This is a genomic window from Aeromicrobium phoceense, from assembly GCF_013868155.1.
Lineage (GTDB): Bacteria > Actinomycetota > Actinomycetes > Propionibacteriales > Nocardioidaceae > Aeromicrobium > Aeromicrobium phoceense.
Map to the genome: position 1 here is coordinate 1,266,484 of NZ_JACEOG010000001.1, position 15,865 is coordinate 1,282,348.

At 70.3% G+C, this 15,865-nt stretch carries 15 protein-coding genes; 8 read left to right on the top strand and 7 right to left on the bottom strand.

The features are described from left to right. From H1W00_RS06080 to H1W00_RS06110, 7 genes are read left to right on the top strand one after another with little or no spacing between them, the layout of a single operon-like run. Positions 1 to 1,677, top strand: coding sequence for a class I adenylate-forming enzyme family protein (locus tag H1W00_RS06080; RefSeq protein ID WP_181754561.1), 1,677 nt, complete (start codon positions 1 to 3; stop codon positions 1,675 to 1,677). Further along, entirely contained in the window at positions 1,674 to 3,191 is a 1,518-nt protein-coding gene (locus H1W00_RS06085) for an ABC transporter substrate-binding protein (RefSeq protein ID WP_181754563.1), read from the top strand. The genes H1W00_RS06080 and H1W00_RS06085 overlap by 4 nt, the downstream gene beginning before the upstream one ends. A gap of 27 nt (positions 3,192 to 3,218) precedes the next feature. Then, positions 3,219 to 4,202, top strand: a complete 984-nt coding sequence (locus H1W00_RS06090) for an ABC transporter ATP-binding protein (RefSeq protein ID WP_194956244.1) — start codon at positions 3,219 to 3,221, stop codon at positions 4,200 to 4,202. Next, a complete protein-coding gene (locus H1W00_RS06095) occupies positions 4,199 to 5,188 on the top strand; it encodes an ABC transporter ATP-binding protein (protein ID WP_181754566.1) in 990 nt (329 codons plus the stop codon). Before H1W00_RS06090 ends, H1W00_RS06095 begins: the two co-directional genes overlap by 4 nt. Next, complete coding sequence (locus H1W00_RS06100) at positions 5,185 to 6,129, top strand: ABC transporter permease (RefSeq protein ID WP_181754568.1); 945 nt, start codon at positions 5,185 to 5,187, stop codon at positions 6,127 to 6,129. Before H1W00_RS06095 ends, H1W00_RS06100 begins: the two co-directional genes overlap by 4 nt. Then, the gene (locus tag H1W00_RS06105) at positions 6,129 to 7,001 is read left to right on the top strand and encodes an ABC transporter permease (RefSeq protein ID WP_181754570.1); all 873 of its coding nucleotides are present in this window, start codon (positions 6,129 to 6,131) and stop codon (positions 6,999 to 7,001) included. The genes H1W00_RS06100 and H1W00_RS06105 overlap by 1 nt, the downstream gene beginning before the upstream one ends. 5 nt (positions 7,002 to 7,006) lie before the next feature. Continuing rightward, positions 7,007 to 8,344: an acetyl-CoA carboxylase biotin carboxylase subunit gene (locus tag H1W00_RS06110; RefSeq protein WP_181754571.1), complete on the top strand. Its 1,338-nt coding sequence runs from the start codon at positions 7,007 to 7,009 to the stop codon at positions 8,342 to 8,344. Here H1W00_RS06110 and H1W00_RS06115 read toward each other — a convergent pair. From H1W00_RS06115 to truA, 4 genes are all read right to left on the bottom strand, one after another. Next, the gene (locus H1W00_RS06115) at positions 8,341 to 8,913 is read right to left on the bottom strand and encodes a methyltransferase (protein WP_181754573.1); all 573 of its coding nucleotides are present in this window, start codon (positions 8,911 to 8,913) and stop codon (positions 8,341 to 8,343) included. The genes H1W00_RS06110 and H1W00_RS06115 overlap by 4 nt on opposite strands. Then, positions 8,910 to 9,275 carry an MmcQ/YjbR family DNA-binding protein gene (locus H1W00_RS06120; RefSeq protein ID WP_181754576.1) on the bottom strand — a complete coding sequence of 122 codons (366 nt, stop codon included), beginning with the start codon at positions 9,273 to 9,275 and terminating at the stop codon, positions 8,910 to 8,912. Before H1W00_RS06120 ends, H1W00_RS06115 begins: the two co-directional genes overlap by 4 nt. A 123-nt stretch (positions 9,276 to 9,398) precedes the next feature. Then, entirely contained in the window at positions 9,399 to 9,857 is a 459-nt protein-coding gene (locus H1W00_RS06125) for an NUDIX hydrolase (protein WP_181754577.1), read from the bottom strand. Next, a complete protein-coding gene (gene truA, locus H1W00_RS06130; protein WP_181756188.1) occupies positions 9,857 to 10,639 on the bottom strand; it encodes a tRNA pseudouridine(38-40) synthase TruA in 783 nt (260 codons plus the stop codon). Before truA ends, H1W00_RS06125 begins: the two co-directional genes overlap by 1 nt. Before the next feature lie 75 nt (positions 10,640 to 10,714). On the opposite strand from truA, the gene H1W00_RS06135 reads away from it, so the two are divergent. Next, positions 10,715 to 11,929 (top strand): metallophosphoesterase, encoded by a 1,215-nt coding sequence (locus H1W00_RS06135; RefSeq protein WP_181754579.1) that lies wholly within the window; start codon positions 10,715 to 10,717, stop codon positions 11,927 to 11,929. A gap of 15 nt (positions 11,930 to 11,944) precedes the next feature. Here the strand turns inward: H1W00_RS06135 and H1W00_RS06140 are convergent, their stop codons facing one another. From H1W00_RS06140 to H1W00_RS06150, 3 genes are all read right to left on the bottom strand, one after another. Continuing rightward, positions 11,945 to 12,580, bottom strand: a complete 636-nt coding sequence (locus H1W00_RS06140) for a TetR/AcrR family transcriptional regulator (RefSeq protein ID WP_181754581.1) — start codon at positions 12,578 to 12,580, stop codon at positions 11,945 to 11,947. Between the two features lie 111 nt (positions 12,581 to 12,691). Further along, positions 12,692 to 13,852, bottom strand: coding sequence for a CaiB/BaiF CoA transferase family protein (locus H1W00_RS06145; RefSeq protein ID WP_181754583.1), 1,161 nt, complete (start codon positions 13,850 to 13,852; stop codon positions 12,692 to 12,694). A 17-nt stretch (positions 13,853 to 13,869) separates the two neighbouring features. After that, positions 13,870 to 15,600, bottom strand: coding sequence for an AMP-binding protein (locus tag H1W00_RS06150; protein WP_181754585.1), 1,731 nt, complete (start codon positions 15,598 to 15,600; stop codon positions 13,870 to 13,872). Positions 15,601 to 15,865: the final 265 nt, after the last annotated feature.

The following is a 15,865-nucleotide window of genomic DNA, read 5'->3' on the forward strand; positions in this document are numbered from 1 at the left end:
ATGGGCGACACCGTGACCGGTGCAGAGCTCGAAGCGCTGCTCGAGTGTGACTTCGCCACCGCGGTCGACGCGCTCGACCACCACGTGGCCGCCACGGGCGACCGCCAGGCGATCGTCTACGGCGAGACCGGTGAGACGCTGACCTACGCCGAGCTGGGCCGCACCACCGACCACGTCGCCGGGAACCTGGCCGCCCTCGGCGTCGGGCCCGGCTCGCGGGTCAGCATCCTGACCACGCACCCGCTCGTCTCGACCCTCGTCATGTACGGGCTGTGGAAGGCCGGCGCCGTCTACGCCCCGGTGAACTTCCAGTACGCGGGCGACCTGCTGGCGTACCAGCTCAACGACACCCGCCCCACCGCGCTGCTGGTGGACCGGGCCATGCACCAGCGGATCCTCGACATCGAGGACCGGCTCGAGTGCTCGCCGCGCGTGGTCGTCATCGACGGCCTGCACGAGGGCGAGTTCGGCAAGCTCGTGCAGCCGGCCGAGCGCCCCGACGTGCGCGTCGAGTTCGACGATCCGGCGAACGTCATCTACACCTCCGGCACGACGGGCCCGTCGAAGGGCGTCGTCCAGTCGCACCGTTGGATCAACGGCTACACGTGGGTCGCGCGCACGATGATGACCCCGGAGGACGTCGTCTACAACGACCTGCCGATGTACCACGTCGGCGGAGCGCACTTCAACGTCGTGCGGGCCCTCTGGACCGGAGCCTCGGTCAGCCTGTGGGACCGCTTCAGCCCCAACGACTTCTGGCGCCGCATCACCGAGACCGGCTGCACCACCGCCGTCCTGCTGGACGTCATGACGCCGTGGCTGCTCAACGCCGAGCCGCGTGACGAGGACCGCCGCAACCCGCTGAACAAGGTGCACCTGCAGCCCCTGCCGGCGAACCACCACGAGTTCGCCGTGCGCTTCGGCATCGACTTCGTGACGTCGGGGTTCGGCCAGTCCGAGTCCGGCAACCCGCTCGTGACCCTGACCGAGCAGACCGAGCCGGGGGAGGGCACGCCGGACGACCTGTACCGCGGGCTCCCGCACGACCGGATGCGCGAGATCTTCGAGGGAAACGGGCTGCTCGTCCTGCGCGGCAAGGACCCGATGCCGAAGGGCATCATGGGCCAGCCCACGCCCTTCCTGGAGGTGGCGATCCTCGACGAGCGCGACCGGGTCTGCCCCGACGGAGTCGTCGGCCAGCTGGCGATGCGTCCGCGCGTCCCCGCCCTGATCCACGAGGAGTACCTCGCCAAGCCCGAGGCCACGGTGAAGGCCTGGCGGAACCTCTGGTTCCACACCGGCGACGCCGCCGTGCGCGACGAGAACGGGATCTTCGCCTACATCGACCGGATGGGCGACCGGATCCGCGTCCGGGGCGAGAACATCTCGGGCTTCCACATCGAGGAGATGCTCGTCAAGCATCCGTCCCTCGCGCTGGCCGCGGTGATCGCGGTGCCCAGTGCCGAGGGCGACGAGGACGACGTCATCGCCTTCGTGGAGGTGGCCGACGGCCACACGTTCGATCGCGCCGCGATCGAGCAGCACTGTCTCGACACGATGCCGAAGTTCATGCGGCCCCGTGACGTGATCCCGGTGGGGCAGATCCCCCGGACCCCGACCAACAAGATCGAGAAGTACAAGCTGCGTCAGCAGTGGACCGAAGGGCAGGCATCATGAAGATTCGATTCCGTGGGGGTGCGATCGCCGCGGCGCTCCTCCTCTCCGTCGTGGCCGCCTGTGGCGGTGGCGGGGGCGACTCAGGCGACTCCGACCGCGCCCTGCGCGTGGCGGCCGTCTCCGACGCGTCCTCGCTCGATCCGATCCGCGGCAACGCGGGCACGGACCACGTGCTGATCTACCCGCTGTACGACACGCTGATCTCGTACGACAAGGGCCTCGAGGCCCAGCCCGGACTCGCCGAGTCGTGGGAGCAGAAGTCGCCGACCGAGCTGACGCTGAAGCTGCGTGAGGGCGTGAAGTTCCACGACGGCGAGCCGTTCAACGCCGAGGCCGTCGTCTACAACTTCGAGCGCGCCAAGGGCGAGGGCTCGAACATCCAGGCCGACCTCGCGTCGGTGGACTCGGTCACGGCCGACGACGAGTACACGGTGACCTACAAGCTCAGCGCTCCCGACGCCTCGCTGCTGCTCGTGCTCGCCGACCGCGCCGGCATGATGGTCTCGCCCAAGGCGGCCGAGGCGGCCGGTGGCGACCTCAGCACCAAGCCCGTGGGCGCCGGCGGCTGGGAGTTCGTCGAGTGGAAGCGCGGCTCGGTCATCAAGGTCAAGCGCTACGCCGACTACTGGGACAAGGACGCCGAGCGCGTCTCGGCGATCAACTTCAACATCATCCCCGACCCGAAGACCCGCGTGACCTCGTTGCGCTCGGGCCAGCAGGACGTGGTGATGGACGTGTCGCCGTCGGACGCCGACGGCCTCGAGAAGGCCTCGGGCGTCGCGGTCAGCGACACGCCGCGCGTGAACGTCAACCAGGTGTACCTGAACCGCGACTCCGAGGAGCTCGGAGACCCGCAGGTCCGCAAGGCCCTGAGCCTGGCCATCGACCGCGAGGCGCTGCTCAAGAGCGCCTACTTCGGTCGCGGCTCGGTCGCGAACGGCGCTCTGCCGAGCGACTACTGGGCGGCGCCGCCGGAGTCGGTCAAGTCGGAGTTCAACCCCGACGAGGCCAAGAAGCTGCTCGCCGCGGCGGGTGAGACCGACCTGACGTTCGACATGATCGTCAACGCCGACTCCGCCACCGTCCGCGTGGCCGAGATCCTCAAGCAGCAGTGGTCCGACGTCGGCGTCACGGTCAACATCAAGCCGCTCGAGATCGTGCAGGGCACGAGCGACTACTTCAACGACCGCAAGTCGCCGGCGTACCTGTCGCAGTGGACCGGTCGTCCGGACCCGGCGATGACGTACCGCCTGCTGTTCTCGGACGAGGGCTACTTCAACACGTCGGACCAGTGGACGCCCGGCCTGGAGGAGGCGCTGGAGAAGTCCGACGTCTCGACCGAGCCCGACGAGCGCAAGCCGGGCTTCGACGAGGCCGCCGAGGCGGTCTTCGCCGACACGTCGTTCTTCCCGCTCGTGTTCGGCAACTCGATCGTCGGCCTCTCCGAGGACGTCGATGGCTTCGAGGGCAACCTCCTCGGCAAGCCGAAGTTCATCGGAGTCACCCTCGGCTGAGCCGAGGTCCAAGAGGAGGTGACGGTCATGTCATTGCTCACGGTCGAAGGACTTCAGGTCCACTTCGGTCACGAGGGGAACCAGGTTCAAGCCCTGTACGACGTCGATCTGACGATCGAGCCGGGGGAGATCGTGGGACTCGTCGGCGAGAGCGGAAGTGGCAAGACCGTCACCTCCCTGGCTCTGATGGGGCTCCTCGATCCGCGCAGCTCGCGGATCGAGGGCCGGGCCGTCCTCGACGGCAAGCCGCTGTGGCAGGGGAAGGGCGAGAAGCGGACCCCGCGCCGCGACCTGCCGATGGCGATGATCTTCCAGGAGCCCATGACGGCGCTGGACCCGGTCTTCACGGTCGGGTACCAGCTCGTCGAGACGCTCCGGATCCGGCGCGGCATGGGCAAGTCGGAGGCCAGGACCGAGTCGCTCTCGCTGCTCGACGCGGTCGGCATCTCCGACCCCAAGGCGCGCATGAAGGCGTACCCGCACGAGCTCTCGGGCGGCATGCGCCAGCGCGTCATGATCGCGATCGCGCTGGCCTGCGACCCGAAGCTGCTCATCGCCGACGAGCCGACCACGGCGGTCGACGTCACGATCCAGGCGCAGCTGCTCGACCTCATCAAGAACCTCGCGAAGGAGCGCGGCATGGCCGTGCTGTTCGTGACGCACGACCTCGGCGTCGTGTCCGAGACGTGCGACCGGATGATCACGATGTACGCCGGTCGCATCGTCGAGCGCGGCCCGGTCGCCGAGGTGCTGGCGTCCCCGGGCCATCCGTACACCGCGGGCCTGCTGGCCGCGCTGCCCTCGCCGGAGTCGCGCGGCGGACGGCTGGCCACGATCCCCGGACGTGTGCCGCCGCCCGGCCTGACGATCCCCGGCTGCGTGTTCGAGTCGCGGTGCCCGTACTCCCAGCCGGAGTGCTCGGTGCCGCAGGCCCTGCTGCCCCTGACGCCCACGCGCGAGGTGCGGTGCATCCGCTCGAACGAGCTCGACTTCGAAGGAGTTGCCCCATGACCGCCCCCTTGCTCTCCCTGGACAACGTGTCCGTGCGGTTCCCGATCGGTCGCCGGCGTCACGTGACGGCGGTCGACGGCGTCACCCTCGAGCTGCGTGAGGGCGAGACCCTCGGCCTGATCGGCGAGAGCGGATCGGGCAAGTCCACGGTGGCGCGCGCCGCGATGGGCCTGGTCCCGATCGCCGACGGCACCGTCCGCTGGCGCGGCGAGGACGTCGCCGGCTTCGGTGCGAAGCAGCGCCGGTCGTTCTCCGAGTCCGTCCAGATGGTGTTCCAGGACCCGCACAGCGCCCTCGACCCGCGCCGCACGATCCTGCAGAGCGTGCGCGAGCCGCTCGACGTCATGGGTCGCGGCGACAAGAAGGACCGCGAGGCCGTGGCGGCCAAGGCGCTCGAGGACGTGGGCCTGCCGCTGCAGATGCTGAAGCGCTACCCGCACCAGCTCAGCGGCGGCCAGAAGCAGCGCGCCAACATCGCCCGCGCGCTGGTCACCGACCCCAAGGTGCTGGTCTGCGACGAGTCGGTCGCGGCCCTCGACGTGGCCCTGCAGGCGGAGATCCTCAACCTGCTCCAGGACCTCAAGAAGGCCTACGAGCTGACGATCCTGTTCATCAGCCACGACCTGTCGGTGGTCAGCTACCTGGCCGACCGCATCAGCGTCATGTACCTGGGCAACATCGTGGAGAACGCCACGACCGAGTCCCTCGTGAAGCAGAGCCTGCACCCCTACAGCGAGGCCCTGCTGTCGGCCCAGCCGCTCGTGCACGACTCCTCGGCCGAGCGCCGGATCGTGCTGAAGGGCGACATCCCCAGCCCGGTCTCGCCCCCGCCGGGCTGCCGGTTCAACACGCGGTGCCAGTTCGCGCAGGACAAGTGCCGCCAGGAGAAGCCCCCGCTGCTGGAGATCCTCCCCAACCACTCCTCGGCGTGCCTGCGTGTCGACGAGCTCTACGGCGAGCGCATCGGAAGGACGGTGGCGTCATGAGGATCCTGCGCGTGGTGGGAACCTGCCTGGTCTCGGCCATCCCCACCCTCATCCTGGCGACGTTCATCGTCTTCATGCTGCAGCGGCTGATCCCCGGTGATCCGGCGGTCGCGATCGCCGGCGAGTACGCCACCCCCGAGAACCTGGCGCGGATCCGCGAGGACCTGGGCCTGAACGAGCCGCTGTGGTCGCAGTACCTCACGTGGATCGGGAACGCCTTCACCGGTGACCTCGGGACGTCCTTCCAGACCGGGGAGTCGATCTCCGCCCTGGTGATGCAGCGGCTGCCGCTGACCCTGATCCTCACCACGATGGCCCTCTTCGTGGCCATCGCGGTCGGCCTGCCGACCGGTGTCATCGCCGCGCAGAAGGTCGACACGAAGTTCGACCGGTTCCTCACGACGGGTGCCACCTTCGGCATCGCGATCCCGAACTTCTGGCTCGGCATGATGCTGATCATCGTCTTCGCGCTGAACCTGGGGTGGTTCCCCGGCCCGGGAGGCGTCAGTCTCCAGGACGACCCGGCCCAGGCGCTGAAGGGCCTGGTGCTGCCGGCGCTCGCTCTCGGGCTCGTGGGAGGCGCCGAGATCTGCCGTCAGGTGCGCAGTGCGATGGTCGAGAGCCTCTCGACCGACTACGTCCGCACGCACCGGGCCAAGGGACTGTCGAACCGCAGCATCGTGTGGAAGCACGCGCTGAAGAACTCCAGCCTGCCGTTCGCCACGATCATCGGCCTGCAGGTGTCGCGCCTCATCGGCGGCGCCGTCGTCGTCGAGGCCGTGTTCGGCCTCTCCGGCATCGGATCGCTGGCGGTCGAGGCGACCAACCAGCGTGACTACGGCGTGATCCAGGCGGTGGTGTTCGTCGCCGCCGTGATCGTCCTGTTGACGAACCTCATCGTCGACGTCTCGTACCGACTGCTCGATCCGAGGATCTCCTGATGACCGCTGTCGACACCGCCAACCTGGCCACCACGACCGACGCACCGACCCGCCGGGCCCGCAAGGCCGGCCGGCTCTCGGTAGGCGTGAGCTACGCGATCCTGCTGATCGTGCTGATCGTCGTCCTCTTCGCCGGCTTCCTGGCGCCTTACGACCCGAACAAGCAGGACCTCAACGCGATCCTGCTGCCGATGAGCGGCGACCACTGGCTCGGCACCGACGACCTCGGTCGCGACGTGTTCAGCCGCATGCTCTACGGCACCCGCGTGTCCGTCCTGGCCGCGTTGCTCGCCGTGGGCATCTCGGTCGTGATCGGCCTGCCGCTGGGCATCGCCGCCGGCTGGCTCGCCGGCTCGACCGACCTCATCGTCATGCGCGTCGTCGACGCGGTCATGTCGTTCCCGGCGATCGTGCTGGCGATCGGCATCACCGCCACGATGGGGCCCGACATCACGACGGCGATGATCTCGGTCGGCATCGTGATGTCACCGGCGATCCTGAGGCTGGCCCGAGCGCAGACGATGGCCATCCGGTCCGAGACGTACATCGAGGCGGCGAAGTCGTTCGGCGCGCGCGGGCTGCGGCGCATGGTCCTGCCGCACGTGCTGCCGAACATCATCCAGCCCGTCCTCGTGCAGGTCGCGGTGCTCATGGGCTTCGCCCTCATCGCCGAGGCGAGCTTGAGCTTCCTGCAGCTGGGCGTGCAGCCGCCGACCGCCTCGTGGGGTGCCGTCCTCTCGCGGGCCTACACGTTCCTGGACCAGGCGCCGATGCAGATCTTCATCCCCGGCATCGCGATCGCGGCCACCGTGTTCGCGTTCAACATCATCGGTGACGAGATCCAGCGCCTCCTCGACCCGAAGCGGAAGTGACTCGAATGAGCGTCGTCTTCATCGCCAACCGCGGCGAGATCGCTGTCCGCATCCTGCGCACGGTCCGCGAGCTCGGGCACCGGGGAGCCGTCGCGTTCCCGGCCGTCGACGCCGATCTGCCGTACGTCATGGAGGCCGACCTCTCGGTCGAGCTGTCGGGCCCGCGCGACTTCGGCGACGTCGAGGCAATGGTCGCCGCGGCGCGCTCGGCCGGTGCGGACCTCGTGCATCCCGGGTACGGCTTCCTGTCGGAGAATGCCGCCTTCGCCCGGGCCGTCGAGGCGGCCGGGATGGTGTTCGTCGGCCCGTCGCCCGACGTGATCGAGCTGATGGGGGACAAGGCCGGGGCACGCACCGCCGCGGTCCGCGCCGGACTGGCCGTGGCGCCGGGGTCCGACGGTGCCGTCGAGACCGTCGACGAGGCCCGTCAGGCCGCCCTGGACGCCGGCTATCCGGTGATGCTCAAGGCCGTCGCCGGCGGCGGTGGGATCGGCATGGCCGTCGTCCCGGATCCCGCGTCGTTGGACCGGGCCTTCGAGTCGGTCACGAGCCGGGCCGCGTCGGTCTTCGGTGACAGCCGCGTGATCGTCGAGCGGTACATCGAGCGCTCGCGGCACATCGAGGTGCAGGTGATGGGCCTGCCGGGCGGCCGGGCGGTCGCCCTGTCCGAGCGCGACTGCTCGGTCCAGCGCCGTCACCAGAAGGTCGTCGAGGAGAGCCCGTCCCCGGCGCTCGACCAGGAGGCGCGGGCGAGCCTGCTGCGCCGAGCGGCCGCGCTCACGGAGTCCGTGGGCTACGTCGGCGCGGGCACCATCGAGTTCATCCACGACCTCGACTCCGGCGAGTCCTTCTTCCTCGAGATGAACACGCGCCTGCAGGTGGAGCACCCCGTCACCGAAGCGGTGCACGGCGTCGACCTCGTGGCCTGGCAGCTGAGCATCGCCACCGGCGACCCGACCGTTCCGGAGTACAGCGTCGAGCCGCAGGGCCACGCCATCGAGCTGCGCCTGTACGCGGAGGACTCCGAGCGGTTCCTCCCGCGACCGGGCGCGATCGAGACGTGGCGGATGCCCGAGGGTGAGGGAGTCCGCGTCGACGCGGGCTACGCCGACGGCACGATCGTCACGCCGTTCTTCGACCCCTTGCTGGCGAAGCTGATCGTGTGGGCCCCGTCCCGCGCCGAGGCCGTCGAGCGGGCTCGTGAGGCGCTGGCGGAGACGGAGATCGTGGGACCGGGCTCGAACCTGGTATTCCTCGCGCGGGTGCTCACCGAGCCGGAGTTCGTCGACGCTACGCACGACACCGGGATCGTCGGACGGATGACCGCGGCACCGGTGCGCTAGCGGACCGAGAGGACCCGGAAGCCCTTGCTGCTGGCCACGCGCTCGGCGGGGTGACCGTGGTCGGTGAGCCACTGCTGGAGCGAGTCGGCCCCGAGGTTCCTGCCGACGACGAGGCGCGCCTCGCCGCCCGGCCGCAGCCGGGGCAGCCACGTGAGCAGCAGCTCGTGCAGGGCGTCCTTGCCGATCCTGATCGGCGGGTTGGACCAGATCGCGTCGAACCGCAGGTCGGCGGGGACCTGCTCCGGCAGCGCGGTGTGCACGTCGAGCCCGCGCGCGTTCTCCGCCGTGAGCTCAAGCGCGCGCTCGTTGACGTCGACCGCCCACACCGTGCTGCCGTGCGCGGCGAGCGAGCAGGCGATCGGCCCCCAGCCGCAGCCGAGGTCGAGGACGGTGGAGCCGGCCGGGGGAGGGCTGCTCTCGGCCAGCAGGATCGCGGTGGCCTTGTCGAGCCGGTCGCCGGAGAAGACGCCGGTGGAGGTGACGAAGTCGCGCCGTTCGCCCCAGACCTCCACCGAGATCGTGCGGCGCTCGTCCTGGGTGCTGGGCGCGCGATCGAAGTAGTGGCTCACGCGTCCTCACCGTGCTCGGCGAGCCACGCCTTGCGGACCGTCGGCTTCGCCGTGACGAGCCAGGCATCGGTGAGCATCTCGCGCAGCTCGTCGGGGTCGACGTCCTCAGGACGCACGAGCACCGCGTTCGAGTCGAACTTCCGGAAGTGCTCGATCGTGAAGTACGGGGTGGAGGAGTCCTCGACCAGCCCGTCGAGCTCGGCACGGTCGACCTTGAAGGCCACGCAGCCGGGGGAGTCGTGCTGGTCGCGCCACCACGCCACCAACCGGCCGCCGGTCTTCACGCCCGGCATGCCCCACGACGTGCTGGTCTCGGTGTCGGGGAAGCCGAGCAGGAAGGCCTCGATCTCGCTCCACGTCATGGAGCAACGGTACGCCCGCACGCGGGCTCGCCGGTCGAGTGCTCGCGAGGAACGAGCGAGTGTATCGAGACCATGGCGCGGCTGATCTCGATACAGCGTCTCGCTGCGCTCGCCGCCACTCGATCACCGAGCGGCGGGCAGACGTTCCAGGAACACCGCCTGGGCCGCGACGACGGCCTCGGCGGCGTCCTCGAGGCCGAACCAGGCGACCCGGTCGATCTCGGGGAACGCCTGCATCGTGCCGGAGCCGGGCGGCCACTCGAGGTCGAAGGTGCCGGGCACGACCACCGTGGGATCCAGGTCGGCCTCGACGGCCCAGACCACGACGTCCTTGCGCGACTGGCGCACCGAGCCGAGGTCCACCCAGGGGCCGTCGGGAACGGGGACGCCGAGCTCCTCGAGGAACTCGCGCCGGGCCGCGTCGGCGGGCTGCTCGCCCTCCTCGACCACGCCCTTGGGGATCGACCAGGCCCGCTCGTGGCGCTTCGCCCAGAACGGTCCGCCGAGGTGTCCGAGCAGCACCTCGCGCCGTCCGTCGCGCACGCGGTGCAGGAGGATCCCGGCGCTGAGCAGGCGCGCCATCACTCGTCCCGGCGCCGGCGCGACTCCTCGACGCGTGCGGCGAGCTGGTCGTCGGCGGGATAGACGACCTCCTCGAGCACGAGGCCGTGGGCCGGCATCACCTTCACGCGGGGATCGCGGGTCTCGGCGGCGAGGATCTCGGCCGCGAACCGCGGCTCATACCGCCGCTCGCCCACGGCGACGAGACAGCCCATCAGCGATCGCACCATCGAGTGGCAGAAGGCGTCCGCGCGGACCGTGGTGGCGATCGTCTCGCCGCCGCGCACCGTGCGGAGCGTGAGCAGGTTGCGGATCGTCGTGGCGCCCTCGCGCTGCTTGCAGAACGACGCGAAGTCGTGCTCGCCGAGCAGGTGCTGGGCCGCCTCGTTCATGAGGCCGACGTCGAGCGGGCGCGGGGCCGCCGCGACCATGCGTCGCTGCATCGGGTCGGGGCCCGCCGGGTGGTCGGTCATGCGGTAGACGTAGCGGCGCTCGATCGCGGCGAAGCGGGCGTCGAAGTGCTCGGGGGCCTGGGTGACGCGCAGGATCCGGATGTCCTCCGGGACGATCCGGCGCAGCCGCCGCTCGAGCACACCGGGGTGGCTGTCGACGTCGACGTGGGCGACCTGGCCGCGCGCGTGGACGCCCGCGTCGGTGCGTCCCGCGACCGTGAGGCGCGGCGGCTCGGGCAGGCGCAGCACGGTGCCGAGCGCGGCCTCGATCTCGCCCTGCACGGTCCGCAGCCCCGGTTGGGTGGCCCAGCCCCTGAACTCGGTCCCGTCGTAGGCCAGGTCGATCCGCATGCGCACGGGTCCACGGTACGCGCCGGCGACTCCCGCCCGGATGACGGATCCGACGGAGCGACCTACCGTGGAAGGGTGCGCACCGTGCCCGTGCTGGTCGCGGCACTGGCCACCTCAGTGCTGCCGGCGGTCCCTCCTGCTGCGGCGACCCCGTCGGGCATCCACCGGATCCTGCTCACGCCCACCGCGACGCCCGACCGCTCGCAGTACGTGTCCTGGAGCCGTGCCTCCGCCTCCTCCGGCCAGCGCGTCGTGGCCGTGGCGTCGAACGGTCTCACCGTCACCACCCCCGCGCGCCGCAAGCTGGGCACGACACCGGGCACGGCCGGGAGCCGGCAGTACCGCTACGTCGCCAGCCTCGCCGGTCTCGCGCCGTCGACCCGGTACCGCTACCGGATCGTGGGTCGCGGGGTGACCACGCGGTGGCGCGCCTTCACCACCGCGGGACCGGCGAACCGCTCCTTCCGGCTGCTGCAGTTCGGGGACACCCAGAACGACAACGACGGCATCCCGGACCGCATCATCACGAGGGCGACCGAGCGGTTCCCCGACGCGAGGCTGCTCCTGCAGGCGGGCGACGTCGTGAACAAGCCGTGGGTGGGTCGCGAGTGGTCCCAGCTCCACGAGGCGCTCTCGCCGGCCGGGCAGTGGCGCAACTGGATCTCGTCCATCGGCAACCACGAGCAGTGCCGGCTCAAGTCACCGTGCCGCTCGGGCGCGGGGCGGGGATTCCGCTCCTACTTCCAGTTCCCCTCCAACGGGTTCCCCGACCAGCGCCGGACGTGGTTCTTCGTCGACCAAGGACCGGCCCGGGTCATCGTGCTCGACACGTTCGCCTCCGACCTGCGGCCGCAGCGGTCGTTCCTCGCCCACGCCCTGCGGACGAACCGGCGGCCGTGGTCGATCGTGCTGATGCACAGCGGGCCGTTCGCCTCGGTGGGCGACCGGAGGAACACCGAGATGAGGAAGTGGTTCCTGCCGACGCTGGAGAGGTACGACGCCGACCTCGTGCTGTCGGGTCACGACCACTCGTACGCCCGCGGCCGCAAGGCGGGCGTCACCTACCTGACGTCGGTCAGCGGGCCGAAGTACTACGACTCCTCGAGCCGGGACTGGAGGGCGGGCGGGGCCACGCGGGTGAAGGCCGCGTATCGCACGTCGACCTACCAGGTGATCACCGTGACGCCCACGAGCCTGAAGGTGCGCGCGGTCGTGGGGCACCGCGGCAAGGACGCACGACCCGCGACGAAGGTGGGCCAGACCTTCGACGGGTTCACGCTCACGCGGTGATCCCGCGCCCGCGGCTCAGGTGGTGACGAACTTCAGCGCCAGATCTGCGTACTGCAGGCCGATCGCCGAGGGGGAGCGCGGGCCGCCCTCGACGTACCAGCGGCTGACGTCGATGCAGACCGACATCAGCAGGCGGCGCGTGCCGGGGAGGTCGGGCACGGAGAACTGCCCGCTCGCGACCCCGGCGGCCAGGATCTCGTCGAGCAGCGCCATCGTCGCCCGCCGGACCTCGACGACCTCGGCGAAGTGCTCGTCGGTGAGCACCTGCATGTCGTTGTGGACGGGCCGGGCGATGAGGCTCCACTCCGCGTGCCAGGCGGCGTACGTGGCGACGAAGTGCCGCAGGCGCTCCGCGGGGTCGGTGCTGAAGCGCAACGCCTGGACCAGGGCCTCGCACGAGGCCGAGTGACCGTGCATGACGATGCGGAAGAACAGCTCCTCCTTGGAGGAGAAGTGGATGTAGATCGCTCCCGGGCTCATCTGCGCGCGCTGGGCGATCATCCGGGTCGAGGCGCCGTGGTAGCCGACCTCGTTGAACACCAGGGTGGCGCCGACGAGGATCTTGCGGGCGGCGCCCTCGGCCCGCGGCTGCCAGAAGGTGGCCACCCGCAGCGCGTCGTGGGCGGGGTCTGCGCTGGCTCGGGTGCTCACTCGTCTCTCCGTCTCGCCCGCGTCACGGGGGTCGAGGACGCGTGGTGGGAATGCTAGGTGGCCGCTCGCGCGGGTGACAAGGCAGGCGCGGCCGCCCGGAGCCGGGCCGGCTCAGGCCGGGGGACGCCGGTCCCGCAGGGCGGCACGGATCGGTCCGAGCACCTCCTCGTCGTGCTCCCCGATCGCCGGGACCCGGAGCCGGCGCGGCCCGTCGGCCAGCCCGACCGAGGTCATCGGCCCCGGCGCGGCGACGGTGCGCCCGGCGGGGGACGTCACGCGGACCACGCTCTCGTCCCCTCGCGCGTCGAGGTGCCGCACGGCCTCGTCCAGCTCGCGGACGGGGCCGGACGGGACCGCCAGCTCGCGCATGAGGGCGAGGATGTCGTCGCACGCGCGGTCGCGGCACCACTGCGCCAGGTACTCGTCGACCTCGTCACGGCCGGTCAGCACGGCCTCGTCGTACGGCAGCTGCTCGGCCCAGTCGTCGCGGCCGACGGCGCGGCAGAACCGCTCCCACTTGACGGGGCCGACGGGGGCCAGGTGCACGAAGCCGTCGCGGGCGGCGTACGTGTTCGCAATCGACACGGGCACCCGGTTGCCCTCCCGCATGTAGGGGCGCCCGTCGAGCGACTCGTGGATGTCGTGGGCGAGCAGGCCCATGTAGGAGCTCAGCATGTTGACGTCGACGAACTGGGCCTCGGGCGAGACGTCGCGGACGCGCAGCGCCATCAGCACCGACATCGTGGCGCGGTAGGCGGTGATGTGGTCGGCGACGAAGGTGCCGATGAACATGGGGTCGCCCTCGGGCGTCCCGGTCATCTGCGGGATGCCGCTCATGCCCTGGATGATGCCGTCGAAGGCGAGCATCGCCCGGTCGGGACTGGTCGCGCCGAAGCCGGTGATGTGGACCATGATGATCGACGGGTTCACCGCCTTCAGGGCCTCGAACCCCCAGCCGAGCCGCTCGGGCACCTCGACGCTGTAGTTCGTCACCACGACGTCCGAGTCCTCCACGAGGCGCAGCAGCGCCGCCAGGTCGTCCGGCTCCTTGAGGTTCAGCACCACGCTGCGCTTGCCACGGTTCTGCGCCGAGAAGTAGATGCTGTCGTCGTCGGCCAGGGGCATCGCCTGACGAGCGAGCTCGCCCCCGGGCGGCTCGACCTTGATGACGTCGGCCCCGTGGTCGGCCAGGATCTGTCCGGTGTGCGGCCCCGCGATCGCGTGGGTCAGCTCCAGGACCCGGATCCCGTCGAGGGCAGGCGTGGTCGCCATGGGCGCTCCGTCCGACGTCACTGCGGCGCGATCGACGAGGCCAGCTTCTCCAGGCCGACCTTCGACACCTTGCCGGTCGGCGCCAGCGGCATCTCGTCGATGATCTCGACGCGCGGGATCTTGTACGTGGCCATGTGGTCGCGGCACCACGCCAGCAGGTCGTCGGCCGTGACCTCGGACGCCGCCCCGGGCTCGAGCTGCACGTAGGCGACGGGCACCTGGCCCTTCTTCGGGTCCGCGATGCCGATCACGCCGCAGGCGGCGATGCGGGGGTGCCGGCTGAAGAGGTGCTCCAGCTCGGAGGGGAACACGCTCATGCCGTTGACCTTGAGCATCTCCTTGGTGCGGCCGAGGTAGTGCAGCGCGCCTGTCTCGTCGACCATGCCGATGTCACCGGTGTGGAGCCACCCGTCGCGCAGCGTCTCGGCCGTCGCGTCCGGCCGGTTGTGGTAGCCGCGCATCATGCTGGGGGAGCGCACGATGATCTGGCCCTCTTCACCCACCGGGAGCAGCTCGCCTGACTGGAAGTCGACGATCGCCACCTCGGTGCCGGGGATCGGGATGCCGGTGAAGCCGGGCCGGCCCTTCAGGTCGGCGTCGTCCTGCTGCAGCCCGAGGGTGAACGTGTCCAGGGTGTGGTCCTCGGTCATGCCGTAGGAGCTCTCGCGGATGATGCCCGGGGCGCCGGTCTCGCGCGCCCACCGCTCGCGGATCTCGACCGTGAGCTTGGTGACGAAGGACATCGTCACGGGGGACTTCATGGAGGCCAGCGACAGGCCCGAGTCCTTCGCCGTGTCCAGGAGCTCGAGGTAGCTGTCGACCGTTCCGGCCATGGCGGTCACGCCGTACGTGTCGATGGACCGCAGGACCTCCTCGGCGTCCCAGCGGTAGTGCAGCACGCAGGTGCCGCCGGTCATGACGGACACGAGGAACGCGTCCTCGCCGGCGATCCAGAACACCGGGACGAACACGAGGCTCACCGTGTCCGGGCCGCCGCCGAAGCCGAACTGCCCGCCGCTCACGGCGGTGTAGAGCATGTCGGCCTGCGTGTGCTCGCAGCCCTTGGGCATGCCGGTCGTGCCGCCCGTGTAGTTCAGCGCCGCGAGGGCGTGGGGGTCGTCGGGGTCGGCCGGCACGGGCAGGTCGTCGCGGTCGACGACCGAGAGGAAGCGCGTCGTGTCGGGGGTGACCGGCGCGTCGGCCACCATGCCGCGCGGGAGGTCGGCGCCGTCCGGCAGGAAGTCGGTGTTGGCCGAGGCGATGACCTCGGCGACGTCGGTGCCCTCGCCGCCCGCACGGAACTCCGTGGCGACCTCGTCGAGGATGAAGGCGAAGGTGGCGGCCGAGTCGAGCAGCTCGTAGTTGATCTCCTCGCGGCGGAACATCGGGTTCACCGGGACGTGCACGCCACCGGCCTTCAGGATGCCGAAGAACGCGATGATGAACTGCGGGCAGTTCGGCATCATCACGGCGGCCCGGTCGCCGGGGGCGAAGCCGCGGTGCACGAGGTACGCGGCGACCCGGTCGCTCGCGCGGTCCAGCTCGGCGTACGTGACCGTCCGCCCGTGGTAGACGATCGCGGCGTGGTCGGGGCGCTCCGAGGCCCACGACCGGAGGTAGTGCGTGACCGTGGACTCCCCGAACGGGTAGTCGACGGTGCGCCCGACCGCCTTGGGCCAGGCGCGCCGGCGGAGGTCCGCCAGGTTCGCCAGGTAGGAATCGATCTCGCGGTGGAACTGCTCCGACATCCTCACAGGAAACGCACCTCTCGGCCGACGATCTGACTTGAAGTTGAAACAAGTTTCAGTTTGAACACTATGACCTTCATCACGTCTGGTCAACGCCACATTCGCGCGGGCCGGTCGGGGAATTCCCGCTGAACGATCGTTCACCACTGGGGCGTGGCGAGTTGAGGTCCGTGCGGTGTCGTTGAAGATTTCCCCTTGCCTGATGTGATTTCCGTCTCTATCGTCGTCGGCACGAGGACCTAAGCAGTCGCTTAGACCCCTCGAG